The organism is Arthrobacter sp. C152 (assembly GCF_054890965.1).
In genome coordinates, this window is sequence record NZ_JBTZSU010000016.1 from 55,062 (window position 1) to 79,229 (window position 24,168).

The 24,168-nt window shown below is 68.3% G+C and carries 22 protein-coding genes; 8 read left to right on the forward strand and 14 right to left on the reverse strand.

The genetic code is table 11. The features are described from left to right. Positions 1–2: 2 nt before the first annotated feature. The 3 genes from ACYSM9_RS12720 to ACYSM9_RS12730 all read right to left on the reverse strand — a co-directional run bounded on the left by ACYSM9_RS12720 (position 3) and on the right by ACYSM9_RS12730 (position 4,232). Complete coding sequence (locus ACYSM9_RS12720; protein ID WP_461857328.1) at positions 3–686, reverse strand: response regulator; 684 nt, start codon at positions 684–686, stop codon at positions 3–5. Continuing rightward, complete coding sequence (locus tag ACYSM9_RS12725; protein WP_461857329.1) at positions 683–3,256, reverse strand: DUF4118 domain-containing protein; 2,574 nt, start codon at positions 3,254–3,256, stop codon at positions 683–685. The genes ACYSM9_RS12720 and ACYSM9_RS12725 overlap by 4 nt, the downstream gene beginning before the upstream one ends. A 520-nt stretch (positions 3,257–3,776) precedes the next feature. Next, positions 3,777–4,232: a universal stress protein gene (locus ACYSM9_RS12730; RefSeq protein WP_461857330.1), complete on the reverse strand. Its 456-nt coding sequence runs from the start codon at positions 4,230–4,232 to the stop codon at positions 3,777–3,779. Between the two features lie 216 nt (positions 4,233–4,448). On the opposite strand from ACYSM9_RS12730, the gene ACYSM9_RS12735 reads away from it, so the two are divergent. Continuing rightward, the gene (locus ACYSM9_RS12735) at positions 4,449–5,834 is read left to right on the forward strand and encodes an MBL fold metallo-hydrolase RNA specificity domain-containing protein (protein ID WP_461857331.1); all 1,386 of its coding nucleotides are present in this window, start codon (positions 4,449–4,451) and stop codon (positions 5,832–5,834) included. Positions 5,835–5,840: 6 nt separating this feature from the next. Here ACYSM9_RS12735 and ACYSM9_RS12740 read toward each other — a convergent pair whose 3' ends face one another. Further along, complete coding sequence (locus tag ACYSM9_RS12740; protein WP_461857332.1) at positions 5,841–8,075, reverse strand: PKD domain-containing protein; 2,235 nt, start codon at positions 8,073–8,075, stop codon at positions 5,841–5,843. A 217-nt stretch (positions 8,076–8,292) separates the two neighbouring features. Between ACYSM9_RS12740 and ACYSM9_RS12745 the strand changes: the two genes are divergently transcribed. Both ACYSM9_RS12745 and ACYSM9_RS12750 read left to right on the forward strand, forming a co-directional pair. Next, positions 8,293–9,039 carry an ABC transporter permease gene (locus tag ACYSM9_RS12745; RefSeq protein ID WP_461857333.1) on the forward strand — a complete coding sequence of 249 codons (747 nt, stop codon included), beginning with the start codon at positions 8,293–8,295 and terminating at the stop codon, positions 9,037–9,039. A 127-nt stretch (positions 9,040–9,166) separates the two neighbouring features. Next, a complete protein-coding gene (locus ACYSM9_RS12750) occupies positions 9,167–10,489 on the forward strand; it encodes a TrkH family potassium uptake protein (protein WP_461857359.1) in 1,323 nt (440 codons plus the stop codon). Between the two features lie 7 nt (positions 10,490–10,496). On the opposite strand, the gene ACYSM9_RS12755 is transcribed toward ACYSM9_RS12750, so the two are convergent. Further along, a complete protein-coding gene (locus ACYSM9_RS12755; RefSeq protein ID WP_461857334.1) occupies positions 10,497–11,042 on the reverse strand; it encodes a YceI family protein in 546 nt (181 codons plus the stop codon). Between the two features lie 147 nt (positions 11,043–11,189). Here ACYSM9_RS12755 and ACYSM9_RS12760 point away from each other — a divergent pair, with 147 nt between their 5' ends. Both ACYSM9_RS12760 and ACYSM9_RS12765 read left to right on the forward strand, forming a co-directional pair. Then, on the forward strand, positions 11,190–11,615 hold the full coding sequence (locus ACYSM9_RS12760) for a hypothetical protein (RefSeq protein ID WP_461857335.1): 426 nt from the start codon (positions 11,190–11,192) through the stop codon (positions 11,613–11,615). 78 nt (positions 11,616–11,693) lie between these two features. Then, positions 11,694–12,443, forward strand: coding sequence for a CDP-alcohol phosphatidyltransferase family protein (locus ACYSM9_RS12765; protein ID WP_461857336.1), 750 nt, complete (start codon positions 11,694–11,696; stop codon positions 12,441–12,443). Positions 12,444–12,524: 81 nt separating this feature from the next. On the opposite strand, the gene ACYSM9_RS12770 is transcribed toward ACYSM9_RS12765, so the two are convergent. After that, the gene (locus tag ACYSM9_RS12770; protein WP_461857360.1) at positions 12,525–13,430 is read right to left on the reverse strand and encodes a LysR substrate-binding domain-containing protein; all 906 of its coding nucleotides are present in this window, start codon (positions 13,428–13,430) and stop codon (positions 12,525–12,527) included. Positions 13,431–13,567: 137 nt separating this feature from the next. Here ACYSM9_RS12770 and ACYSM9_RS12775 point away from each other — a divergent pair, with 137 nt between their 5' ends. The 3 genes from ACYSM9_RS12775 to ACYSM9_RS12785 all read left to right on the forward strand — a co-directional run bounded on the left by ACYSM9_RS12775 (position 13,568) and on the right by ACYSM9_RS12785 (position 16,897). Then, positions 13,568–14,944, forward strand: a complete 1,377-nt coding sequence (locus ACYSM9_RS12775) for an MFS transporter (protein ID WP_461857337.1) — start codon at positions 13,568–13,570, stop codon at positions 14,942–14,944. 112 nt (positions 14,945–15,056) lie between these two features. Next, complete coding sequence (locus ACYSM9_RS12780) at positions 15,057–16,268, forward strand: FAD-dependent monooxygenase (RefSeq protein ID WP_461857338.1); 1,212 nt, start codon at positions 15,057–15,059, stop codon at positions 16,266–16,268. Between the two features lie 5 nt (positions 16,269–16,273). After that, complete coding sequence (locus ACYSM9_RS12785; protein WP_461857339.1) at positions 16,274–16,897, forward strand: NADPH-dependent F420 reductase; 624 nt, start codon at positions 16,274–16,276, stop codon at positions 16,895–16,897. Positions 16,898–17,030: 133 nt separating this feature from the next. Here the strand turns inward: ACYSM9_RS12785 and crcB are convergent, their stop codons facing one another. The 8 genes from crcB to acsA all read right to left on the reverse strand — a co-directional run bounded on the left by crcB (position 17,031) and on the right by acsA (position 24,151). Next, the gene (gene crcB, locus ACYSM9_RS12790) at positions 17,031–17,408 is read right to left on the reverse strand and encodes a fluoride efflux transporter CrcB (protein WP_461857340.1); all 378 of its coding nucleotides are present in this window, start codon (positions 17,406–17,408) and stop codon (positions 17,031–17,033) included. After that, entirely contained in the window at positions 17,405–17,905 is a 501-nt protein-coding gene (locus tag ACYSM9_RS12795; protein ID WP_461857341.1) for a fluoride efflux transporter FluC, read from the reverse strand. Before ACYSM9_RS12795 ends, crcB begins: the two co-directional genes overlap by 4 nt. After that, complete coding sequence (locus ACYSM9_RS12800; RefSeq protein WP_461857342.1) at positions 17,905–18,453, reverse strand: universal stress protein; 549 nt, start codon at positions 18,451–18,453, stop codon at positions 17,905–17,907. Before ACYSM9_RS12800 ends, ACYSM9_RS12795 begins: the two co-directional genes overlap by 1 nt. An 84-nt stretch (positions 18,454–18,537) precedes the next feature. Then, complete coding sequence (locus tag ACYSM9_RS12805; protein ID WP_461857343.1) at positions 18,538–18,780, reverse strand: acyl carrier protein; 243 nt, start codon at positions 18,778–18,780, stop codon at positions 18,538–18,540. A gap of 13 nt (positions 18,781–18,793) precedes the next feature. After that, a complete protein-coding gene (locus ACYSM9_RS12810) occupies positions 18,794–20,338 on the reverse strand; it encodes a dihydrolipoamide acetyltransferase family protein (RefSeq protein WP_461857344.1) in 1,545 nt (514 codons plus the stop codon). Further along, positions 20,335–21,312, reverse strand: a complete 978-nt coding sequence (locus tag ACYSM9_RS12815; RefSeq protein ID WP_461857345.1) for an alpha-ketoacid dehydrogenase subunit beta — start codon at positions 21,310–21,312, stop codon at positions 20,335–20,337. Before ACYSM9_RS12815 ends, ACYSM9_RS12810 begins: the two co-directional genes overlap by 4 nt. Continuing rightward, the gene (gene pdhA / locus ACYSM9_RS12820) at positions 21,309–22,304 is read right to left on the reverse strand and encodes a pyruvate dehydrogenase (acetyl-transferring) E1 component subunit alpha (RefSeq protein WP_461857346.1); all 996 of its coding nucleotides are present in this window, start codon (positions 22,302–22,304) and stop codon (positions 21,309–21,311) included. Before pdhA ends, ACYSM9_RS12815 begins: the two co-directional genes overlap by 4 nt. Next, on the reverse strand, positions 22,301–24,151 hold the full coding sequence (gene acsA / locus ACYSM9_RS12825; RefSeq protein ID WP_461857347.1) for an acetate--CoA ligase: 1,851 nt from the start codon (positions 24,149–24,151) through the stop codon (positions 22,301–22,303). The genes pdhA and acsA overlap by 4 nt, the downstream gene beginning before the upstream one ends. Between the last annotated feature and the right edge of the window lie 17 nt (positions 24,152–24,168).

The following is a 24,168-nucleotide window of genomic DNA, read 5'->3' on the forward strand; positions in this document are numbered from 1 at the left end:
GGTCACGGCTCGAAGCGGTACCCCATTCCGGCCTCGGTGAGCAGGTGCCGCGGCCGGGCCGGGTCCGCCTCCAGCTTGCGGCGCAGTTGCCCCATATAGACGCGCAGGTAATGGGTTTCGTTGTCGTAGCCCGGCCCCCAGATTTTCGCCAGCATCTGCTGCTGGGTGATCAGCCGTCCCGGGTTGCGCACCAGCAACTGGAGGATGGCCCACTCCCGCGGGGTGAGCCGGACCGGGGCTCCCCCTCGGGTCACCTTGCGGTTGGCCAGGTCCACTTCGAAGTCGCCCACGTCGATGGCGGGCATGTCCTCCGCCACCTCCGGCGTGCCGCTGCGGCGACCGGCGACGCGGAGGCGGGCGAGAAGTTCGTCGAGCCCGAACGGCTTGGTCACGTAGTCGTCCGCGCCGGCGTCCAGGGCCCGCACCTTGTCCACGGACCCGTGCCGGGCGGAGAGCACGATGATCGGCGTGCTGCTGGTGCGGCGGATCCGGGTGATTACGTCCACACCGTTGATGTCCGGCAGGCCGAGGTCCAGGACGATGGCATCCGGGTGGCCGCCCTCCGCGTGCTTGAGCGCACTCGTCCCGTCCAGCGCGGTGAGCACCTGGTACCCCTCCGCCTGAAGGTTGACCTGCAGGGCGCGCAGCAGCTGCGGCTCGTCGTCGACGATCAGGATGGTTCTCATACGGTGCTGCTGCCTGCTTCCCGGCGGAGGGTGGACACTGCCGGTCCGGTGGAGAGCGGCAGGCGGATCACCATGGTAAGCCCGCCGCCCGGAGTGGGTTCGGCCAGCAACTGGCCGCCCATGGCCTCGGTGAAGCCTTTCGCGACGGCAAGGCCCAGCCCCATGCCGAGCCCTTCCGGCGCATCGTCGAGCCGCTGGAACGGCTGGAAGATGCCCTCGACGGCGGCAGCGGACACACCCTGCCCGTGGTCGACGATGCGCAGCTCGCCAAAGGGAGTCCCGCCGTCGGCCGCTGCATGCGACGCACCGGAGACGCCCACGATGACGACGTCCGACCCCGGCGCGTATTTCAGCGCGTTTTCCACGATGTTGGCGATGACCCGCTCCAGCATCCCCACGTCGGCATCCACCACCGGCATGTTGGGGGCGAGCTCAACCCGGATGCGGTCCGCCGGGAGGCCGCGCAGCGCGTCCTCGATGGCATCGCGCCAGGTGACCGGGCCCGTCAGCGGCGCCGTCGAACCGCTGGAAATCCGGGACATGTCCAAAAGGTTGGAGATCAGGGCGTCCAGCCGCTCCGTGTAGGACTCGATGGTGGCGAGCATCTCGGCCTGCACCTCCGCCGGCAGTTTGCGGCCCTGGCGCCGCAGGGCCGTCACGGCCAGCTTTATCCCGGCCAGCGGGGTGCGCAGGTCATGGCTGACGGCCCGGAGGATGGAGGTGCGCACGCTGTTGCCCTCGGCCAGTTTCGTGGTGCTTTGCAGCGTGCGCTGCAGGGCATGGCGCTGCAGCAGCAGGAGCAGGTGGGCTCCGTGCGCCGTGAGGAGGAGCCGGTCGCCCGCCGTCAGGGTCCGGCCGGAGAGGACCAGCGCCGTGCGCGGGTCTGCCAGTTCCACGCTGTCCGCCATGGCTGCCGCATCCGGAGCGGCTGGCGGCCGGTCCCCCGAGAAGGCCTGGAGCTCCCAGCCGCCTTCGCTGTCTCCCGGCCTGGTGAAAAGGCCTGCAGAGGAAACCTGGAACGTCTCCCGGACCTTGGCCATGAAGGCCGCGACGGTGTCGTCGGCGAGGAGGGCGTCGTTTGCCAGATCCGCAAGGGTGGCGGCTTCGGCGCGTGCCCGGGCCGCGGCGCTGGCACGCCGGGCGGACAAGCCCACCACGAGCGACACCGCCACCGCCGCGCTGAGGAAGACCAGCAGCGCGAAGACGTTCTGCGGATCGCTGATGTTGAACGTTCCCACCGGGTCGGTCTGGAAGTAGTTGAGCAGCAGCGAACCCAGGACCGCCGCAAGCACCGCCGGCCACAGGCCGCCGATGAACGCCACCGCCATTACCCCCGTGATGTGGACGAGCGCGTGCGTGGCGAGATTGAGTTCCGGGCTGGCGGACATGGCTGCCGTCAGCAAGACCGGAAGCACCACGGCCAGGATGAAGCCGGCCGTGGTCCGGGCACGGCTGAGCGCGGCGGGTGCCGGCCGGGGCAGGCCGCGGCCGGCCTGGGGATGGGACACGATGTGCACGTCGATGTCACCGGATCCCCGCACCACTTTGGCGCCGACGCCGGCACCGAGGACCCGGCTCCACAGCCCGCCGGGCGAGGCGCCGATCACGATTTGTGTGGCGTTGACGCTGCGGGCGAATTCCAGGAGTGAATCCGCCGGGTCCTCCCCCGACACGGTGTGGCAGGTGCCGCCGAGGTCGGTGACCAGGCGCCGCTGCGCTTCCAGCGCCTGGACCGACTCCGCCGGCCCGGCATCCGCCCGGCGCACGTGGACGGCCAGGAGGTCACCGCCGTTGACCCGCGACAGGATCCGGGACGCCCGCCGGATCAGGACCTCCCCTTCCGGAGCGCCGTTGAGCCCGACGACGACCCGCTCGCGGGCGGGCCAGGTGGCGGTGATCCCCTGGCTTTCGCGGTAGCTGGCCAGCCCCTCGTCCACCCGGTCCGCCAGCCAGATCAGGGCGACCTCGCGCAGCGCGATGAGGTTGCCCAGCCGGAACTCGTTGGCCAGGGCCGCGTCGATCCGGTCCTTCGGGAAGATCTTTCCGTCGGCGGCCCGCTGGCGCAGGAGGTCCGGGGAGATGTCCACCAGTTCGATGTGGTCGGCCCGGCGCACGATCCCGTCCGGGACCGTCCCGGCGCCGGGCTCTTCGGTGATGGCGGCCACCACATCCTGCAGCGAGGCCAGGTGCTGGACGGTGAGGGTGGACAGCACGTCGATCCCGGCCGCGAGCAGTTCCTCGATGTCCTGCCACCGGTGTTCGTTCCTGCTGCCGGCGGGGTTGGCGTGCGCATAATTGTCGACGACGGCAACGTCCGGGTGCCGGGCCAGCACCGCCGCCACGTCGAGCCCAAGCACCTCCGCCCCGCTGGGGTCCTCCGCACGGCGCGGCGCCACGGCGTCGAGCCCCTCGAGGAGCTGCCTGGTCTCCTGCCGGCCATGGTCCTCGGCGGCGCCCACCGCCACGTCCCTGCCCTCGGCCTGGAGCTGGCGGGCTTCCTGGAGCATGGCGTACGTGGTGCCCGCCCCTGTGGCGGCACCCAGGAAGATCCGCAGCGTTCCCCGTGCCATACCCACAGTCTTATCCCCTCCGGCCACCGGGACCAACCCGACCCCGCCGCTCATTCCACCCGGCAGGGCCGCCACGCGCGGCGTCCGGGCAGCGGTAAAGAGTGACCACAATAGGGGAAGCCCCACCAGCAAGGCTGAAGGGGCTTCGACTGTTTTGATTCCGTTATGACGAACATCATCTCCCGAACTTGCGGAAACCTGGTGATTCCTGCCCCGTCACCGGCAGACCGCCGTGGATCAGATCCACGGTGTGTTCCAGGGTTCCCCTGTTTGTTCGTTCCCGTCCTTCTTTCGAAGAACGTATTAACAGTGGTACTCCAGGTTTTCCGGAGACGCAAGAGCCCAATTCCCCGTGGATTCGGCGCTCCGTTTAAACGCAGAACCTGCAGGTACCTTCGCGATCTCGCTAAGAGAAGGCTCGGACACTTTCATGTCCTGAACGACCCGGCGTCATCTGATGGTTACCTGCAGGCGCTTTAAGTCTACGACCGGACCTCCCTCGTACAACAGAGGCCGGAAGTCACGTCCTGGAATGGATCACCAGGACGGGGCACTGCGCGTGGTTGACCACCTGGGCCGAGACCGAGCCCAGGTGCAGCCCGGGAAATCCGCCATGCCCCCGGGAACCGACGATGACGAGATCCGCATCCTTCGCCGCGTCGAGTATTGCCGAAGCAGGCGAGTGGGTCTTGACGAGCTGCCCCGTCGCGGTCACGCCTGCATCTGCGGCGGCCTTCAGTGCATCAGCCTGGAGCGCCTGCGCGGCCTTCTCCGGGGACTCTTCGGTGACAATTTCACCTGCTGCCGTTTCCAGTACAGCCGGATACCAGGCGAGCTGGGGCTTGTCCCAGGCCGTGACCAGGCGGAGCTGGCCCTCGCGCCGGCGTGCCTCATCCATGGCCCAGTCCAGTGCCGCCCGGGAATGGTCGGAACCGTCAAAGCCCACAATAATCAAGAATGAACCGGTGCTGGTCATGGCCTTCCCTTCCGCCAGCAAGAATACGCCCCGCCAGCGGGGCCCGGCAGGGCGGAAAGCCCCTGTTTCCCGGGGCGGACACCCCGGTGCAGCCGGCGCGTGAAGCCACCCCGGCGGGGTCTTTTGTCTCTATCAGCCCGGCCTGGGCGGGTATTTACTGGACTCCATCCCCGCCACGGGGCCGCTCCCGGCCCGGCGGCAGTGTAAGGAGAGGGCATGAGAGAGCAGCATCCCCCCACCCTGCGGTTTCTTGGCGCGGCGGACACGGTGACAGGTTCCAGATACCTCATCCAGTCGCAGGGCCACCGGGTCCTCATCGAGTGCGGGCTCTTCCAGGGCTACAAGAACCTCCGCGACCGTAACCGCATACCTTTCCAGGTCAATCCGGCGAACGTTGACGCCGTGGTCCTCACCCATGCGCACCTGGACCACAGCGGGTACATCCCCGCACTGGTCCGCGACGGTTTCCATGGCCCCGTCTACGCCACGCCAGGCACGTCGGAACTGTGCACCCTCCTGCTCCCCGACAGCGGTTACCTCCAGGAGGAAGAAGCCCGCTATGCCGACCACACGGCGTCGTCCAGCCACCACCCGCCGCTGCCCCTCTACACCGCAGAAGACGCCGTCCGCTCGCTCGACAGCTTCAAACCCCGGGACTTCGACTCCCCGTTTCCGCTGCCCGGAGGCATCGAGGCAACGTTCCTGCCCGCCGGCCACATCCTCGGCGCAGCACAGATACACCTCCGGCTCGCCGGCCGCACGGTCCACTTCACCGGGGACCTGGGCCGGGCCGATGACGTCCTGATGTACCCGCCCAGGGGCCTGGAACCGGTCAATGTCCTGGTGACCGAATCCACGTACGGCAACCGGGTACACCCGGCTGACAACCCCGAAACCGAACTGGGCGCCATCATCAACCGGGTGGCAAAGCGGAACGGCGTCATCATGATCGCCGCGTTCGCCGTCGGCCGTGCCGAAACGGTACTGCTTCACATTTCACGGCTTCTCGCCAAACACGCAATCCCTCCCATTCCTGTCTTCCTGAACAGCCCCATGGCCATCGACGCATCGGACATGTACCGGCGCCACCGCGAGGAACACCGGCTCAAAGAGGACGAATTCAAGGCCCTCTACAAACTGGCCACCCCCGTCCGCAGCCCCGACGAATCCAAGCTGCTCAACCTCCGCGGCGGCCCCATGATCATCATTTCGGCGAGCGGCATGCTCACCGGCGGCCGGATCCTGCACCACCTTGCGGCGTATGGACCGGACCGGCGCAACGCGATCGTCCTATGCGGTTACCAGGCCGGTGGAACCAGGGGCGCATCCCTCGCCGCAGGCGAAAACCACCTCCGCATCTACGGACAGGACGTCAGCATCGAGGCCGAAGTCATCCAGATGGAAGGACTCTCCGCCCACGCCGACTCCGACGAGTTGCTCCGATGGATGAAGGCCGCCCCTGCCGCCCCGTCCATGACCTATGTCACGCACGGGGAACCCGGCGCTTCCGACGCCCTCAGGGCCCGCATCAAACGGCAGCTCGGGTGGAAGGCCCGGGTCCCCGAGTACCTGGAAACCGTCTCGCTCGAAAATCCGCGCTGAAGAAGTTCAGCCGGCAGGTTTCAGGGCCGTCCGCCAGGCCGCCGCTCCGCGGATGGCGCTGAACGTCCAGGTGGCAGTGCCGGTAGCACCCGCGGTTGCCTGCAGCAGGTCCGCGTGCTCGGCGATCTGGCCCCCGGCCGACTGCCACCGCTGGGTCCAGCCGCTGGGCGCGGTGAACACCGGCGAGGCGCAGTCGCAGACGATCGCACTGATCTGCATGGCCCCGTTGGTGGCCGTGGTGATGCTGCCCACCGTGAGGCTTGACTTCGTCCAGCTGGTGTCCGTCGCCGTGACCACGCCGCTGTCCAGGGGCGTTGCGTTGTTGACGCCCCGGTACGCCGTGATGCCGCCGCCCCACTTCACGGACGTGCTGAACGTCCAGGTAAACGACGCCGGATCGGACGCACCCACAACGTGGTAGTAGCTGAACAGCCGGGCCCCGGTACTCACGGACAGGCCGTTGACGATGGCCGTCCAGCCGGCGGGCGGCGTCATGGCCGGGTTCAAGTCCGCGGCCACAGAGGCCACCAGCACGTCACCGGCCGCGGCGCCGGCCGGGACCGGGAGGACTGCCGACGGGGTGGCCGTCCCCGAATAGGTGGTGCTGGAGTTGACCACGGTGATGCCCGCCGTGGTGGACGGGGGTGTGCCGGCGGTGACTGTGATGGTGGCGCTGGCAGAGGTTGAGCCGGAACTGTTGCCGGCCGTCAACGTCGCCGTGTAGGTGCCGGCTGCGGCGTAACCGTGGGTGGGGTTCTGCGCGGTGGAGGTTCCGCCGTCGCCGAACGCCCAGCTCCAGGAGGTGGGCGAGCCGGTGGAGGTGTCGGTGAAGGCCACATCCAGCGGCGCCGTCCCGGAGGTCGGGGTGGCCGTGAACGAGGCGGTGGGGGCCGCCGGCGGCGGGGTGGCGGTGCCGAGCGGGCGGTCGGAGAACCAGTACCGCTTGGCCACATGGTCGCTGGCCAGCACCACGAGCCCGGTGGAGCTGTCCACGCTTTGCTTGGTGGTGGTGGCGTTGTTCATGTTGGACGACGAGGCGCTTTGGATGACGGGCGTGCCGCGGCCGGACCCGAAGACGGGGTTGTCCAGGGCCGCGGTCTTCTCATAGATGGCGCCCGCCGCGCCGGAGTAGGAACAGCCCGTGACGGACGTGGGCGGTGCCGTCTGGAAGGCGTGGACCAGGTTGTTCTGCGTGTCCAGCACGATCTGCGGGCGCGTGACACAGTCCCCGGCCACCGAGATGGTGGACTGGGTGAACGCCGCAGTTCCGGGCCTGAACACCAGGAGCACCAGTTGCGGGACCGTGGGGTCCGTGGAGTAATCGTTCAGGCTGGTCTTCACCGCGGCGAAGACCCGCCCCGCGGTGTCCGACTGGAGGGATTTGAGGTTGAGGTGGTCGTCCGCCTGGCCCTTGCCGCGCATGGCCGGCTGCAGCTGCCAGTTCGAGTCGGCGGCCTTGCCGTCCGGGTGCGTTGCCCACCAGACGGTGTTGGCGAGGTGGTCGCTCCACATCACGCCGATCTGGTTGTGGTTGAAGGCCACGACGGCGGAAATATCGTCGGGTGCCGGATGCGGGCTGGCGACCGGCAGCACGAAGGGGGTGTTCCAGGTGGCCCCGGCGTCGGCCGAGTAGTTGACGTAGACCGTGTTGGTGTAGCCGGACGTGGAATTGCCGGCCACCTGGGTCCACGTGGCCCAGATCCCGCCGAGCGAGTCCCGGTCAATGGTCATGGATTCGCTGGAGTTGCCGGTCACCGTGGTGGGGAAGCCGGCATCAAGGGTGTAGGTGCCGGCGGCGTAGCTGTACCGGTAAAGCTTCGCGGGTTGGACGGACTGGGAAGGATTCGGAGTTCCATCCCCCGTAACCGTCACCACGTGGGATGCGATGTAGAGCTTGCTGCCGTCCCAGAGCACATCGGCCAGGGTGTTTGCCCTGGTGTCATTGACGATTCCGGTGTTCACCCATGCCTGGGCGGCACGGTCCAGGCGGTAGATGCCCCACCCGGTCCCCGTGGTCCACATGTCCGCCCACCAGGATCCGGCGTTGAACCACAGCTTGCTTTGCGGCTTGTCCGAGGTGGGCGGGTTGCTGACCCCCGAGTACGCCATGCCCTGCGTGCCGTAGACCGGATCGGCGTCGGCCCGTCCGGAGGTGCCCAGGACGGCGCCGGCCAACACCAGGAACGACGCGAGCAGCAGGACCGGGAGCCTGCCGAAACGGGTGGACGGGATGGCTTTCATGGAACAACTCCTGCGCACAATCGCTTGAGGCAACCCGTCCGCCGTCACCGGACGGGTCATTACTTCCACCCATTTACGCGCAAGCGTAGGCCCGGATTCCGCGCAGGCGCAATGCCGGCGGGTACCCAACTTTCAAGGGCCCGGATACCCCTATCCCCGCGCTCTACGCGCCTACCGGAACCCCCTGGCAGCGCGGGCCGGTCAGTAAGCTGGGGCCATGGTCCAGCTCGCCGCCCTGGTTCCCACCCTCGCGGCCCTTGCCATTTTGGTGGCACTCACGGTGGGGGTCCTCTGGAGCGCACGGACGCCGTCGTACTTCTCCCCCGCCCTTGCCATCCTGCGCGGGGCGGTGCAACTGGCGGCCATCAGCCTGGTGCTGGGCGGCATCATCACGAATCCGCTGGCGGTGGGCGCGGCGCTGCTGGTGATGTTCACCGTGGCCGCGGCGACGGCGACCCGCCGGCTCACCTGGTCGTGGCGGCGGTTTGCCGTGGTGGCCGCGACGATGGCTGCGGGGATCCTGGTGACGCTTGCCGTCGTGTTCGGCGCCGGGGCCATCGAGTTCGCGCCGCGGTACGTCCTGGCCGTGGGCGGCATCGTGATTGGCAACTCCATGACCATCGCCACCCTGGCGGGGCGCCGCTTCCACGAGGCGGTCGCCGAGCAGTGGGACCAGGTGGAGGGCTGGCTGGCCCTGGGCGCCACGCCCCGGCAGGCCACACTGGGCCAGGCCCGGCAGGCCGTGCACTCGGCGCTGATCCCGTCCACGGACCAGACCAAAACCACGGGGCTGGTCACCCTGCCGGGCGCCTTTGTCGGTGCCATCTTCGGCGGCGCCCCGCCCCTGGAGGCGGGCCGGTTCCAGGTGGTGGTGCTGGCGTCCATCATGGCGGCGGGGTCCATTACCGCCGTCGCGCTCATCCGTTCCCTGCGCAATGTGAAGGTGCGGCCCGGGCCCCTGTGAGCGGGACCTGCCGCTGCACTACTCTGAGGCTGTGCAAGAACCGCTGAAAGCCGCCGCCGGAAGAACCCGCAGCAGGAGCCTTCCCCAGCCCACGGAAAGCCGGGACGGCGGAAACAGCCTCAGCCGCCTGCTGCTGCATCCCGTCCGGCTGGTACCCGCGGCTTTCCTGGCCGTGATCCTCCTGGGCGCCGGCCTGCTCATGCTCCCCGCCGCTCACACGGACGCCCCCGCAGATGTGGCGCTGACGGCACTGTTCACCTCGGTCTCGGCCGTCTGCGTCACCGGCCTTACCACCGTGGACACCGCAACGTTCTGGACCCCGTTCGGCCAGGCGGTGATCATGGGGCTCATCCAGGTGGGCGGGTTCGGCATCATGACCCTGGCCACCCTGCTGGCGCTCCTGGTGCGGAAGACCATCGGCCTGCGCGGGCAGCTGATTGCCCAGTCCGAGACCCACACGCTGAACTTCGGGGACGTCCGATCGGTGCTGTTCGGCGTCGCCCGGATCATGCTCCTGTTCGAGGCCGGCACCGCCCTGGTCCTCACTGGCCGGTTCTGGATCAGCTACGACCACAACCCGCTCAACGCCCTGTGGCACGGCGCCTTCCACGCGGTGTCCGCCTTCAACAACGCCGGTTTCGCGCTGTACAGCGACAACCTCATCGGCGTCGCCGCCGACCCGTGGATCATCGTCCCCATCTGCGCGGCCATCGTGGCCGGCGGACTGGGCTTCCCCGTCCTCATCTCCCTGCTGCGCGGCGGGGTCAGGGCCAGGGACTGGACGGTCCACATGCGCCTCACCATTTACGGCAGCCTGTTCCTGTTGGTGGCCGGAGCGGCGCTCTTTGCCGCCTTCGAGTGGAACAGCGAGCAAACACTGGGCCCGATGCCGGTGGGCGGCAAGATCCTGGCCACCCTTGCGGGCACGGTCTTCCCCCGCACGGCAGGCTTCAACAGCATCGACTACGGGGCTGCGTCACCGGAAACCCTGCTGGTCACCGACGTCCTGATGTTCATCGGCGGCGGCAGCGCCGGAACCGCCGGCGGCATCAAGATCACCACCTTCCTGGTCCTGTTCTTCGCGATCTGGAACGAGGTCCGCGGCCGTGAGCACGTAACGGTTGCGCACCGGTCCATCAGTTCCTCATCCCAGCGGCAGGCCCTGTCCGTGGCCCTCCTGGGCGTGGCGGCAGTCATGGCCGGAACCCTGCTCCTGCTCATGTTCACCGACCAGCCGCTGGACAAGGTCCTGTTCGAGAGCATCTCCGCGTTCGCCACGGTGGGCCTGAGCACCGGCATCACCCCGCACCTGCCCGCGGATGCGCAGTGGGTCCTGATGGCGCTGATGTTCACCGGACGCATCGGAACCATCACCGTGGCGTCCGCCCTGGCCCTGTCCTCACGGCCGCGCCTCTACCAACTGCCGGAGGAGCGGCCGGTCATCGGTTGAGGCGCCCCTAGCCCTGCTTGACGAGGGCAGCCTCGAGGTTGATCTTGACCTTGTCGCTCACCAGCACGCCGCCGGCCTCCAGCGCTGCGTTCCAGGTCAGGCCGAACTCCTTGCGGCTGATCTCGGTCTCGGCGGAGAACCCGGCACGGGTGGCGCCGAACGGGTCAACGGCAACCCCGGTGAACTCGACCTCGAGTTCCACGGGCCTGGTGACGCCCTTGATGGTGAGGTCGCCGGTGAGGGTGTATTCCTCCCCGTCCCCTTCGATATGGGTGCCGCGGAACGTCATCTCCGGGTACGTTTCGACGTCGAAAAAGTCCGCCCCGCGAACGTGGCCGTCCCGGTTGGCGTCGCCCGAATCGAAGCTCGCAGTGGCAACCGTGGCATGCAGTGAAGAATCGGCCAGTGACTGCCCCACCCGCGCCTCGGCCTGGGCCTCCTTGAACCGGCCCCGGACCTTGCTGATCCCAGCGTGGCGGACGCTGAAGCCAATCTCGCTGTGCGCCATGTCCAAAGTCCATGTTCCCGGCGTTAGTTCCTTCGGAAGGGTCATTGCCATACTCCTCACTCGTAGGTCCGCAGGCTCCGCTGCCCGCTACCCGGCACAATACCCCTGCGACCCGCAATTATTCCCGCTGGATATCCACATTGTGCCCCGATTCCCCTGAACCAAAACACCGCATCGGGCGTATACATAAGCGTGGCACTACGACTGCTTACCGCACTGGCCCTGTTCATCGACGCCGGGGTGCATCTATTCCTGGCGCCTGGCTACAACAACGCGCCGCCCGGAGGCATCAGCCAGGGCACCCTGTTCCTGCTCGAAGCAGGGGCGGCGCTCGTGGTCGGCATCTATGTCCTGGTCCGCGGCAGCCGGGCCGCCTATGCCCTGGCCCTGTTGGTGGCCGCCAGCGCGTTCGCCGCCGTGATGCTCTACTACTTCGTCGACATTCCGGCGATCGGACCGATCCCGGCCATGTACGACCCCGTCTGGTTCTTCTCCAAGACCCTCAGCGCGGTCGCCGAAGGAATCGGGACCCTCCTGGCCATCGCCGGACTGGTCCGTGCGGCACCCCGGCGCCGTGCCGCCGTCGTCAACCGTCCGACGCCGCGTCCCGGCACCTGAGGGCAGCCTTCGGGGTCCGGGGGCGGACAGATGGCCTCGGCCGGGTGCCGTTGTTAGCATGCGAGCGGGAGGTGGGACATGGAGAGCGCAGCTGGGCGGGCCGTCCCGGACGTGCTGGGGGCTGTTGCCGCGTTCGGGGTTTCGGCGCTGTGGCTGGTGTCCCTCTCCCCCACGACATTGGTGCTGCAGCTGGCAGGGCTGTGCGCGGGGGCCCTGGTGACCGGAGCCGCCGTCGCCTCCATCCTGCGGCGCATGCCGCGCTTCTCCACGCCGGCCGACCGGGTCACCCTGCTGCGGGCCCTCCTCGCCGCCCTGTGTGCCGTCCTGGCGGTGCCGCAACTGCTCACCGGCCGTCCCCCGGGCCTCCTCCTCGTGGTGCTGGGCGGCGCCGCGTTCCTGCTCGACGCGCTCGACGGCCCGATCGCGCGGCGCACCGGCACGGCGTCGGCGTCCGGCGCCCGCTTCGACGCCGCCACGGACGCGGCCCTGGTGCTCGTCCTGTCCACCGCGGCGGCCGGCGTCGTGGGTCCCTGGACCCTACTGACCGGAGCCATGTACTACGCGTTCGTGGCCGCCGGGTTCTTCCGGCCGCATCTGCGCGAATCGCTGCCGCCGAGCGCGGCGCGCAAGGTGATCGGGGCGTTCCAGCCGTTCGCGCTGCTGGTTGCGCTGTTCCCCGGCATCCCTGCAGCCGCGGCAACCGCCGCCGCAGCGGCGGCCCTTGCCTCGCTCACGTTCTCCTTCGCCCGCGACACGGTCCTGCTGGAACGGCGCCGCACGCGGCTCGTGGAATCTGGGGCGGTGCACGTCGCCACCGAGCCGTCGTAGCCTGTCGACACTGTGAGTTTCGGCGGTAAATAGCTGTGTCTTTAGGTGCATTTTGGCGTGTGGCGTGGCTGTGTCCTGAATTCAGCCGGCCCGGCCGTAGGAGCCGAGCTTCTCGACCGCGTAGTCGAGGAGGGCTGCGGCACGCGACGTCAGGGTCATGTCTTCGGGCCAGATCCCCACGACGCGCGAGAGGGTTACGGGCGGGTCAAAGGGGCGCACTGCGATTGGCCGCCCCTCGGCGCTCACAGGAAGCACGTTGGGCCGTGACATGAGCAGACCGTAGCCCACGCCGCGGCCGACGAGCGCCTCAACGAGACCGATCTGGGTGACCCGGGCCCCGATATTAGGCTCAAGCCCACGGGCGGCGAACGCCTCGACTATGTTGATCGTGCTCGGGGCCGCGTCGTAGAGGATGAGCGGCTCGCCAGCAAGGTCGGCGAGATCCACGGTGCTACCCGCCGCGAGCGGGTGGCCTGGATGCAGGTGGGCCTCGAGCTCAGTCGGGTAGATCCCGCGGCGACGGTAGCCGGCGGGGAGGAACCTTTCGTACATGATGGCCACATCCAGGCGTCCCGAATGGAGCGCTGGCAAGAGGTCGTCGGTGCTTCCCACTGTGACCTCCAGATCCACCCCAGGATGCCTCTGCGGGAAGCCTTCGAGGAGCTCGGGCACCACGCTCGTGGCGAAGCTCGCGTAACAGCCAAGTTTAACGGGACCGCGCAACTCCCCTCCCCGGCGGGAGCCCAGGATGAGCTCCCGGGTATCCGCGAGGACCCGGCGGGCATGCAGTGCAAAGTTCTGGCCCGCGGGAGTCAGAGTGAGGCCCCGGGCCTTCCGGCGCACGCATAGCTGCTCCCCCACAGCCTTTTCCAGCCCGGTAATAGCTTGGGACAACGCCGATTCCGAGATATGCAGATGGGCTGCCGCTGCACTAAGCGTGGCGAAGTCCGGCAGGGCAGCGAACAGCTCGAGCTGCCTCAGGCTCACATCGGCCAATTTGCCCTCAGTTCAGACAGAGGTTCTTAAGTAAAACAGAACTTTATCCGCAAATCTCTGACATTTACACGGAGAAGTGACCCACCTCACCATGGACTTACCCATCACCTTCTCTCCAAGGACAGGCAATGACCCCAATCACCGTCAGCAACACAGCAACGCAGCGTCGCGTTGCTTGGGCGACGATTATCGGCACCACGATCGAATGGTACGACTTCTTCATCTACGGCACTGCGGCTGGCCTCGTGTTCGCCCAGCTCTTCTTCAAGCCCGCCGGCGAGGACATCGGGCTCCTGCTCTCCTTCGCCACGGTTGGCATTTCCTTCCTTTTCCGCCCCCTCGGCGCGTTCCTCGCCGGGCACTACGGCGATAAGATCGGGCGCCGTGCGATGCTGGTCATCACGCTCCTGCTCATGGGTGCGGCGACCACACTCATCGGCGTCCTACCCACGTTCACCCAGATCGGCATCGCAGCGCCGATCCTCCTGCTCCTACTCCGCATCCTCCAAGGCGTATCCGCAGGCGGAGAATGGGGTGGCGCGGTCCTGATGATCGTAGAGCATTCCCCTGCGGACCGCCGCGGCCGCCGCGGCTCTTTCCCGCAGCTCGGCGTCCCGCTCGGCTTTCTGCTCGCCTCGGGGATGATGGCCCTCATGACCGGGATAGTCTCCCCCGGCAAGGCCTTCCTCGACTGGGGTTGGCGGGTGCCGTTCCTGCTGAGCATCGTGCTTATCGTCGTCGGCTACGTGGTCCGACGCTCCGTTGAGGAGAGCCCCGTGTTCACCGAGATCGCCGAGCGCGGCCAACAGACCAAGGTCCCGGTCGTAGCGCTGTTCCGCAAGCACTGGCACCTCGTGATCCTCGCCGCGCTCGTGTTCGTGGGCAACAACGCCGTGGGCTACATGACCACCGGAGGCTTCCTCCAGAGCTACACCACGGGCAGGCTAAAGATGGACACCACGGTGGTGCTGATGGGGTCCGTGGTTGCCTCGGCGGTGTGGTTCTTGGCGACCCTCATCGCGGGCCGCCTCGCCGACTCGATCGGCCGGCGGAACACCTTCCTCATCGGCTTTGCGGCGCAGGCCGTGATGGCCTTCCCACTGTTCTGGCTCGTCAACACGGCGACGCTCCCCGGGCTCTACGCCGGGCTGGTCCTGCTCTCGATCGGCCTCGGCCTGACGTACGGGCCACTGGCGGCGTGGTACGCCGAGATCTTCCCGGCCTCCGTTCGCTTCTCAGGCGTGGCCATCACCTATGCCATTGGTTCCATTCTCGGTGGCGCGTTCGCGCCCACCATCTCCCAAGCCCTGCTGGCGGCCACCGGCACCACATCCGCGGTCTCGTGGTACATCGTCGTAGCAACACTGATCGGAGCCGCCGCGACGCTGTGCCTGCGCGACCGTCCCGGCATAGCGCTCGGTCCGGATCACGAGGCCGAACAGGCCAGCGGCGCCACGATGTTCGCCCCCAACGTGGCCCACAAGAACGTTGCGGGGAAGCCGTAGCAACCCGCTTACCCTTCCACCGTGACACCCACACGGAACAACTCAGCATCTCGCCATGGCCTCTTGATGGCCGGCAAATTCAAGGATTACGTAACGTAGTCAAGGAGAACCAATGGTAGATCACACCACCAGAGTCGCGGTCATTGGCGCGGGGATGGGAGGGCTCACTGCTGCGATCGCGCTTACGAGGATCGCCGGTGTCCACGTCACGGTATTCGAGCAAGCAGGAAAGCTGGGCGACGTAGGCGCAGGCGTCACCGTCGCTCCGAATGGCCAACGCGTTCTCGACAAACTCGGTGTCCTTGAACAGGTTAGACGCGCAGGCGCGACCCCGGACGGACACGGCGTTTACCTGGACGCCAAGGGCAACCTGGTAGCCGAAGCAGCTTGGGAAGATTCAGCCAAGCAGTATCAAAATGTCGGCATGTACAGGCCCGACTTGGTCAACGTGCTGTCCCGAGAGGTCACGCCCGACACAATCCGCCTTGGCCATCGCCTGGCCTCAATCCAGACGCTGGACACGGGCGTTTGCGTCGAATTCGAGAACGGCGTTCACGATGAGTTCGATGCTGTGGTGGGCGCCGACGGCATCCACTCGGTGGTGCGGGATTCCCTGATGCAACCCCCTGCCCCCATCTACTCCGGATTCATCGCATTTCGCGGAGTACTTGATGCGAAGCTCCTTCCACCAGACTGGCCGATGATCAGCCAGGTATGGATGGGTGAGGGAAAGCACTTCATGTGTTACCCGCTGCAGCAGCGCAAGTTGTTCAACTACGTCGGGTTCGTACCCAGTGACAGACCTCTCAAGGAAACCTGGTCGGCCCCGGGGGACGTGAGCGAACTCGCCGCCGAGTTTGAGGGTGAGAAATGGGACCCGAAGCTTCGGCACTTCTTACAGCTCATCGACAAGACCTTCTGGTGGGGCCTCTACGACCACGAACCCCTCACTAACTGGTCGCGAGGGCGTGTGACGCTGCTCGGCGACGCTGCACACACCATGCTGCCTCACGCTGGCCAGGGAGTGAACCAGGCAATGGAGGACAGCATTACCCTTGCCTTCTTCCTCAAGGAGGCCGAAGGCGCCAATGAGATTGCCGAAGCTTTCAAGCGTTACACCGCCGTTCGAATGCAGCGCACGGCGATTTTGCAGAACAGCTCTCGCAGAAGCGGCTCGCAGTTCGACGCACAAAATGAATTTGAGGACACCAAGAAGCGTGATGCTGACTTGCGCGCAGGACGCGATTTTCGCCGAAGTGTACTCTTCGACTTCGATGCGGTGGCAGCCGCCGAGAAGGCACTCAAACGATTCAGGAGGATTTAGTTCGCATGACATCGATCAGCATCATTGGCACCGGCAAGATGGGCTCGGCTATTGCGGAACTATCGGCACGAGCCGGAGCGAGTATCCAAATCATCAGGCGCAGGGCGGGAATGGGCTCGGTCGCGGAGCGGTCGGATGCCGAATACGGGTTTCTCGGCGATGAACTGACAGGTGGCCTCGTCGTCCTCGCAGTGCCCTATGAAGCGTACACGGACATACTTGAACACTATCGAGATCGACTCAACGGCAAGATCGTCATCGACATCAGCAATCCCATTGATTTCACCACGTACGATGAGCTGCTGGTCCCACCAGACTCCTCCACGGCGGTTGAACTTGCCAAAGCCCTCCCGGCGGGCGTCACAGTCGTGAAAGCGTTCAACGTCAACCTTGGCGACACGCTGACCACCGGGACCAATGGCACAACACGCACGACTGTCCTGTTCGCGGGAGACGATCCAGAGGCGAAAATAGCAGTCACGGCCCTCCTGGAAGCGGCAGGACTCCGCGCGGTCGACGCTGGCCCTCTTTCGCGTGCGAGGGAACTTGAAGCTATGGGATTCCTCCAGATCGTGTTGGCAGCAATCGGAAAGACCCGCTACGAGTCCGGATTCGCGCTGCTGCCGTGAACAGGAAGCAGCAGCCGGACCGCTACCGGATATCCCACGGGTGCACGGCGACCAGCAGCATGTTGGCCGGCGATGTTCCCGCCGCTGTTGCGGCGTACTCATAGAGGCGGAGCAGGAGCATCGGCGGATCCACCTAAAACATGCCGCCCAGGGCCAGGCCAGCGGCCGCCGCAGCCACGGCAATAACGGCGGTGCCGATCCCGTTCAAAAGCGCCAGGCCGGTGCGCCGGGACTGCACCAGGCGGACGGTCTCGAAGCTGGCCGTGCTGAAGGTGGTGTAGCCGCCGAGGAACCCGGTGCCGGCGATGGCCTGGAGTTCCGGGGGCGCGGCGTGGACGATCACTGCTCCGGCGACCAAGCCCAGGAGGAACGAGCCCGTGACGTTGATGGCGATGGTGGCCACGGGGAGGGCGGTGCGGAACCTGGCGCGGATGAGTCCGTCGACGACGAACCGCGTCCCGGCTCCGAGCCCGCCGGCAAGTCCGACCAGCGCGATGACCAGGGCGTTCACCGTTTTCCTCCCGCGCGGCGGTGGTTTCCGGCGGCCAGCGCGATGCCCGCCACTGTGGCCATTGCCCCTCCCAGCAGGGTGGCGGCGACGTACAGCAGCGCATCCGTGCTGCGTCCGGTCCCGAGCAGCGTGTTCGTTTCCAGCGCCAGGGTGCTGTACGTGGTGAAGGCCCCCAGGAAGCCGGTGCCGGCGAGCAGGCGGATGATCCTGCGCCGTCCGGCGTCCGGGCCGCGCCGCGCCAGGCCCTCGAGCAGCGCGCCGAGCAGGAAGGCCCCGGCCAGGTTGATGGCCAGCGTGGGCAGCGGCCACCCGGCCGGGGCGGGCAGGACGGTGGCGAGGCCGTAGCGCGCCAGGGCACCGAGGATGCCGCCGAGGACGACGACGGCCACGAATCCCGGGTGCAGATGGACCGGGCGGCGGGTCCTTGCCTCGCCGAGCGTCCCGTCATCGGCGTCCGTCGTGGTGGGACCAGGGGCGCCGCTGTCGATGGGCCGCATCAGCGGCCCTCCTGCCGGCGGGACCTGGCGTGCGTTTTCGGGTGTTGGGCGAGGGGAACCACCAGCACGGGCCGGTGCTGGCGGTGCGTGAGGTGGACGGCCACCGATCCGCCGAGCAGTTCCTCAACGCGTGCCCCGAGCCCGCGTTCGCGGGTTCCGACCACGATGACCGACGCGCCGCGTGCTTCCGCCAGCCAGCCCAGCGCCCGGGCCGGGTCTCCGGCCAGGGTCACGAAGGACCACCGGATCCCGGCGCCGTCCAGTGCTTCCTGCAGCCGCTCCCGGATGTCCGCGCTGATGCCCTCGATGTCGTCGTCGATGCCGTCCGGATCGATGGGCAGCGCCTCGACCCGCCCTCCGGGTTCCTCGGCACGGTAGCGGGTGACGTCCACGTAGGCGCAGACCAGCTCCACCCCCAGGCTGAAAGCCAGCTCCGCGGCGCGGTGTGCAACGGCAAGGGGCTGGCCGGGCACCACTCCCATGAGCACCGGGCCGGTGATTTTCCGCGGCACGTACGCTGCACCGGGGTGATCGGCTGGCTGGTTCATGGGCTCTCCTGTCGGGTCCGCACGGGCACGATTCCCCTACCTTAGCCGCCGGGCCGCCGTCGGCCGTTCCCGCCAGCCGTGCCGTCAGCCGTGCCCGGCAACGTACGCGACCAAGCCGTCCACAGTGGCCACCGCCGGGTAGTCCGCCTCCGGGAGGTCCACCCCGGTGGACCCGGCAATCACCTCCACCAGCCGGAGGAAGTCCAGCGAGTCCAGTTCCAGGTCCTGGCGCAGCCTGGCGCCGCCGTCGAGATCTTCGGGTTCGACGTCGGGCGCCACCTTGCCAATTGCCGCCGCCACCGCCTGGCGTGCGTCCTGTTCGTTCACGGCTCCTCCTTGCCTACAGCTTGTCCGGTGCCTGCAGCAGCTCGTCGATGCGGGCCAGGAACCGGCCGCCACGCAGCCCGTCGCTGACCCGGTGGTCGGCCGAGAGCGTGGCGACCGCCGCCTGCCGGATCCCCAGCATCCCCTGGTGCGCCCACGGCTGTTCCATCACCTTGCCGAACCCCACCATCGCCACCTGCGGCGGGTAGATCACGCCGTACACGCTCTCCACGCCGAGGTCGCCCAGGTTGGTCACGGTGATCGTGGGATCGGCCATCTCCGCGCGCTGCAGCCGGCCCGCGCGGGCGCGGCTGACCAGGTCGCGCAGCTGCTCCATGAGCTGGTCCAGGGCCAGCGTGTCGGCGTCGTGCAGGGCAGGCGCCACCAGGCCGCCGTGCCGCAGGGCCACGGCCACGCCCAGGTGCACGGCGCTGCTGGGGTGGAAGGCGCCCCTGGTGAAGAAGCCGTTCATGTCCGGCACCTCCTTCGCCGCGAGCGCCGTGGCCTTCAGCAGCAGGGCCGACGGCACCAGCCGCGAGGACACCGGCCGCTCCCGGTTCACCCCCTGCATCCACGCCACCGCCGCCGCCAGGTCCAGCGTGGTGGACAGGTAGTAGTGCGGGATCTCCTTCTTGGAGCGGGACATCAGCGCCCCGACCGCCTGCCGCAGGCTTTCGGCCTTGCCGCCTGCCGCCGTCGCGCCCTTCCGCCCCGGCTTGGGCTCTCGGGGTGCCTCCACCGCGGCTTCCGGCGCTGCCCCCGGCGCCTCCTCCCTGGCGGCCGCAACCTTGGGTGCGGGCCCCGCCCGCGGCACTGCTTCCGGCAGCGGCGTTTCCGACGGCGGTGCTGCCGCGGGGGTTTCCGCGCGGGTTTCCTTGGGCGGCACCGCGGCCAGCACGTCCTCCTCCGTCACGGCGCCACCGGGGCCGGTCCCCGTGATGCTGTCCAGGTCCACGCCGAGTTCCGCTGCCAGCCGCCGGGCCAGCGGCGAGGACCGCACCCGGTGCGCCGCGGCCGCCGTTCCGGGAGCCGGGGTTTCCGGCGCCTGGATTTTCCCGGGCTCCGCTTCGGTGCCGTGCGCTGCCGCGGCGCGTTCGACGTCGGCCCTGGTCACCTCGCCGCCGGGGCCGCTTCCGCTGATGCGTCCGACGTCGACCCCCAGGGTGTGCGCAAGGTGCCGGACCGGCGGCGGGATCTTTGCACCGGTCCCTGCAGGCCCGCTTTCCGCGCCCGGGTGAGCGGGCGTTCGCTGTTTGTCTGCCAAAGGTGAGCGGGCGTCGGGGGTTTTGGTGCCGGAAATGAGCGGGGGTTGCGGGAGTTCGGCCGGGGTTGCCGTGATCCGGGCTATGGGGGTGCCGACGTCCACCGTGTCCCCGATCTCCACCAGGAACTCGGCCACCACGCCTTCCTCGAACGACTCGATGTCCATCACGGTCTTGTCCGTGTCCACAGTGGCCACCAGGTCCCCCTTGCGGACGTAGTCCCCCGGCTTGACCAGCCATTCCACCACTTTGCCGTGCTCCATGTCGGCGCCCAGGGACGGCATCCGGAACTCCGTCATGAGGTCCCCGCCGCCCGCCGCGCCGCGGCCACGGTCCGCTCCACCGACGGCAGCGCCGCCTGCTCCAGGTGCTTGGCGTACGGGACGGGCACCTCCAGGCTGCACACCCGCTCCACGGGCGCGTCCAGGTCGAAGAAGGCCCCTTCGCTGATCCGGGCCGCGATTTCCGCCGAGATGCTGCCGCTGCGCCAGCCCTCGTCCACCACCACGGCACGGTGGGTCTTCCCGACGCTCGCGAGGATGGCGGCCTCGTCCAGCGGGCGGAGGGTGCGCAGGTCGATCACGTCGGCCTCGATGCCCTCCCCGGCCAGCTGTTCGGCGGCCTCCAGCACCAGCGGCAGGGTGCCGCCGTAGGTGATCAGCGTCAGGGCGTCACCCTGCCGCAGGACCCCTGCCCGGTCGATGTCCACGGCGCCGGCGTCGTCGTCGAGCTCCCCCGCCACGTTGTACAGCGAGCCGTGCTCGAAAATCAGTACCGGGTCCGGGTCCTGCAGGGCGGTCCACAGCATGCCGCGGGCATCGGCCAGGGTGGCCGGGGCCAGGATGCGCAGGCCCGGGATGTGCGCGTACCAGCCCTCCAGGCTGTGCGAGTGCTGCGCGCCCAGCTGGCGGCCGGCGCCGGTGGTCATCCGGATGACGATCGGCACGTTGAACTGGCCGCCGGACATATGCAGCAAGGTGGCGGCGTTGTTGATGATCTGGTCCAGGGCGAGCAGGCTGAAGTTGACGGTCATGATCTCCACGATCGGCCGCATCCCGCCCAGCGCGGCGCCGATGCCCGCGCCCACGAACCCGGACTCCGAGAGCGGGGTGTCGCGGATCCGTTCCGGCCCGAACTCCTCCAGCAGGCCCAGGCTCACGGCGAAGCTGCCCCCGTAGCGGCCCACGTCCTCGCCCATGAGGAAGACCCGCTCGTCGCGCTGCAGCGCATCCCGGAGGGCGGCGCGCATGGCTTCGCGGTAGGTGGTCTTCATGATCGTTCCCCCTCTGTGTACACGAACCGGGCAAGCTCGGACACCGGTTCCGGCGTTCCGGCCTCGGCGAACCCGACCGCGGTGCTGATCTCCGACTCCACGTCCTCCTGCAGCGCCGCCCACTCCTTGTCCGGCAGCTGCCCGGCCGCCTGCATGGCGGACTGGAGCAGGCGGATCGGGTCCCGCTCCATCCACTGCGCCACCTCGGATTTCTCCCGGTACAGCTCGGGATCGAACATCGAGTGGGCGCGGAAGCGGTAGGTGCGCAGCTCCAGGAAGTGCGGGCCGCCGCCGGAGCGGACGGCGTCCACGGCGCGCCGTGCCGCTTCCTCCACGGCCAGGACGTCCATGCCGTCCACGGCCCAGGCAGGGATTTCGTAGCCGGCGGCCTTGAGCGCGATGTCCGTCTGCGATTCCGAGCGGCCCAGCGCGGTTCCCATGGCATAGAGGTTGTTCTCGCAGCAGAACAGCACCGGCAGCTGCCACAGGGCGGCCAGGTTCATGCTCTCGTGGAACTCCCCCTCGGCCACGGCGCCTTCGCCGAAGAAGCAGACGGTCACGCGTTGCCGGCCCGCCATCCGGTCCGCGAGCGCCAGCCCGACGGCGAGCGGCAGCCCGCCTGCCACGATCGCGTTTCCGCCGTAGAAGCGTGTGGCGGCGTCAAAGAGGTGCATGGAACCGCCGCGGCCCCGGCAGCAGCCCTCCGCGTGGCCGTACATCTCGGCCAGGATGGCGCCGGCGGAGACGCCCCGCAGGAGGGCGTGCCCGTGTTCGCGGTAGGTGGCCACCACGGCGTCCTCCGGTGCCAGGGATTGCATCACGCCGGCAGCCACGGCTTCCTCGCCGATGTACACGTGCAGGAAGCCGCGGATCTTGGCGGCGCTGTAGAGCTCGATGCATTTTTCCTCGAGCCGGCGCACCCGCAGCATCTGCCGCAGGAGGTGCAGGCCGTGCTCCGGTTCCGGGACGCCCTGGCCCCGCAGGCTGCTCATGGCCGCCGTCCTTCCCTGGACTCCGGGCCCTGCGGGGATTCCAGCGTGGACAGGTCGCCCTCGGGCAGGCCGAGTTCACGGGCTTTCAGGAGCCGGCGGAGGATCTTGCCGCTACGGGTCTTGGGCAGGCTGGCGGTGAATTCCAGCAGCCGGGGTGCCACCGCGGCGCCGAGCCGTTTCCGCGCGAAGCCGATGATGTCCAGCTGCAGCTCCCCGGTGGGTTCGTTGCCGGGCTTGAGCTCCACGAAGGCTTTGACCACTTCGCCGGCCACGGGGTCGGGAACACCGATCACCCCGGCCTCGGCCACCGCCGGGTGCTCCAGAAGGCAGCTTTCCACCTCGAAGGGGCCGATCAGGTGGCCGGAGGACTTGATGACGTCGTCGCCGCGGCCCACGAACCAGAAGTAGCCGTCGGCGTCGCACTTTGCCAGGTCCCCGGTGAGGTACCAGCCGCCGGCGAAGCAGCGGCGGTAGCGTTCCTCCTCGTTCAGGTAGCCGCGGAACATGGACGGCCATCCCGGGCGCAGCGCCAGCTCCCCCATGGCGTCCGGTTCGGTGACCAGCTGGACCTCGCCGTCCCTGACCACCGGTTTGCCGTCCGCGTCCCGGGCCACCAGCACCGCTTCGATGCCGGGCAGCGGGCGTCCCATGGAGCCGGGCCGGATGGGCATGGCCGGGTAGTTGGCGATCATGATCCCGCCGGTCTCGGTCTGCCACCAGTTGTCATGCACCGGCAGCCCGAAGACATCCCTGCCCCACACCACTGCCTCTGGGTTCAGCGGTTCACCCACGCTGGCCACGAAGCGCAAGGCCGAAAGGTCATGCCCGGCCGCACGATCCGGACCTGCCTTCATCAGCATCCGCAGTGCCGTGGGAGCGGTGTACCAGACGGTGATCCGCTGTTCGGCGAGGATCCGGTACCAGCGGTCCGCGTCCAGTTCCTCCTCGTCCACGACGGCGGTAACACCGTGCACCAGGGGTGCGATGATGCCGTAGGACATGCCGGTTACCCAGCCGGGATCGGCAGTGCACCAGTAGACATCGTCCGGGTGCAGGTCCAGGGCGAAGCGTCCGGTGGCGTAATGCGCCACTACGGCGTCGTGGACGTGGATGGCTCCCTTGGGCGTGCCGGTGGTGCCGCTGGTGAAGTGCAGCAGTGCCATGTCCTCCGGCTGGGTATCCGCGATCTCCCCGCCCGGGTCCGCCTGGGACAGGAGTGCGGCGAGGTCAAAGATTCCCTGATCCCAGGTTTCCGGCTCGGGCGCACCGGCGGCGTCCACCAGCAGGACGAAGCGCAGGTCCGGGAGGGCGTCCCGCACCGGCGCCACCTTCTTGCGGTACAGCGCCCTGGTGGTCACCAGCACCCGGCCCGCGCCCAGGTGCAGCCGCTGCCGGACGGGTTCGGGGCCGAAGGCGGAAAAGAGCGGGCAGAAGACGCTGCCGTTCTTGAAGGTGCCCAGGACAGCGGTGTACAGCTCCGGGCTGCGGCCCAGGAGCGAGAAGACCCGTTCGCCGCGGCCCACGCCGAGGGACTGCAGCACTGCAGCGAACCTGCCGGTCTGCTCCGCGAGACCGCGGTAGCTCAGGGAGCGGGTGGAGCCATCGGCGCGGACGAAACGCAGCGCTTCCTTGTCCGCGTGCGGTCCCGCCGCATGCCGGTCCACGGCCTCGTAGGCGATGTTCAGCCCGCGGCCGCCGGGGAGCCCGGACAGCCCCTGCCGGGCCTGTTCCCACGTGAAGTCCCGGCGGGCGGCCTCATAGTCCAGCAGGTTGGGCTGCACCGGGAACGCTGCCACGTCCTTGGTGATGGTGGGCCAGCGGGTGGCGCCCTCAACTCCGGTGGTCATAACGCTCCTCTGGTGGT

Excerpts from the sequence above, each read along its gene's own strand:
- ACYSM9_RS12720 (WP_461857328.1), bottom strand. The coding sequence starts at position 686 with ATGAGAACCATCCTGATCGTCGACGACGAGCCGCAGCTGCTGCGCGCC.
- ACYSM9_RS12725 (WP_461857329.1), bottom strand. The coding sequence starts at position 3,256 with ATGGCACGGGGAACGCTGCGGATCTTCCTGGGTGCCGCCACAGGGGCG.
- ACYSM9_RS12730 (WP_461857330.1), bottom strand. The coding sequence starts at position 4,232 with ATGACCAGCACCGGTTCATTCTTGATTATTGTGGGCTTTGACGGTTCC.
- ACYSM9_RS12735 (WP_461857331.1), top strand. The coding sequence starts at position 4,449 with ATGAGAGAGCAGCATCCCCCCACCCTGCGGTTTCTTGGCGCGGCGGAC.
- ACYSM9_RS12740 (WP_461857332.1), bottom strand. The coding sequence starts at position 8,075 with ATGAAAGCCATCCCGTCCACCCGTTTCGGCAGGCTCCCGGTCCTGCTG.
- ACYSM9_RS12745 (WP_461857333.1), top strand. The coding sequence starts at position 8,293 with ATGGTCCAGCTCGCCGCCCTGGTTCCCACCCTCGCGGCCCTTGCCATT.
- ACYSM9_RS12755 (WP_461857334.1), bottom strand. The coding sequence starts at position 11,042 with ATGACCCTTCCGAAGGAACTAACGCCGGGAACATGGACTTTGGACATG.
- ACYSM9_RS12765 (WP_461857336.1), top strand. The coding sequence starts at position 11,694 with ATGGAGAGCGCAGCTGGGCGGGCCGTCCCGGACGTGCTGGGGGCTGTT.
- ACYSM9_RS12775 (WP_461857337.1), top strand. The coding sequence starts at position 13,568 with ATGACCCCAATCACCGTCAGCAACACAGCAACGCAGCGTCGCGTTGCT.
- ACYSM9_RS12780 (WP_461857338.1), top strand. The coding sequence starts at position 15,057 with ATGGTAGATCACACCACCAGAGTCGCGGTCATTGGCGCGGGGATGGGA.
- ACYSM9_RS12785 (WP_461857339.1), top strand. The coding sequence starts at position 16,274 with ATGACATCGATCAGCATCATTGGCACCGGCAAGATGGGCTCGGCTATT.
- ACYSM9_RS12795 (WP_461857341.1), bottom strand. The coding sequence starts at position 17,905 with ATGCGGCCCATCGACAGCGGCGCCCCTGGTCCCACCACGACGGACGCC.
- ACYSM9_RS12800 (WP_461857342.1), bottom strand. The coding sequence starts at position 18,453 with ATGAACCAGCCAGCCGATCACCCCGGTGCAGCGTACGTGCCGCGGAAA.
- ACYSM9_RS12810 (WP_461857344.1), bottom strand. The coding sequence starts at position 20,338 with ATGACGGAGTTCCGGATGCCGTCCCTGGGCGCCGACATGGAGCACGGC.
- ACYSM9_RS12815 (WP_461857345.1), bottom strand. The coding sequence starts at position 21,312 with ATGAAGACCACCTACCGCGAAGCCATGCGCGCCGCCCTCCGGGATGCG.
- pdhA (WP_461857346.1), bottom strand. The coding sequence starts at position 22,304 with ATGAGCAGCCTGCGGGGCCAGGGCGTCCCGGAACCGGAGCACGGCCTG.
- acsA (WP_461857347.1), bottom strand. The coding sequence starts at position 24,151 with ATGACCACCGGAGTTGAGGGCGCCACCCGCTGGCCCACCATCACCAAG.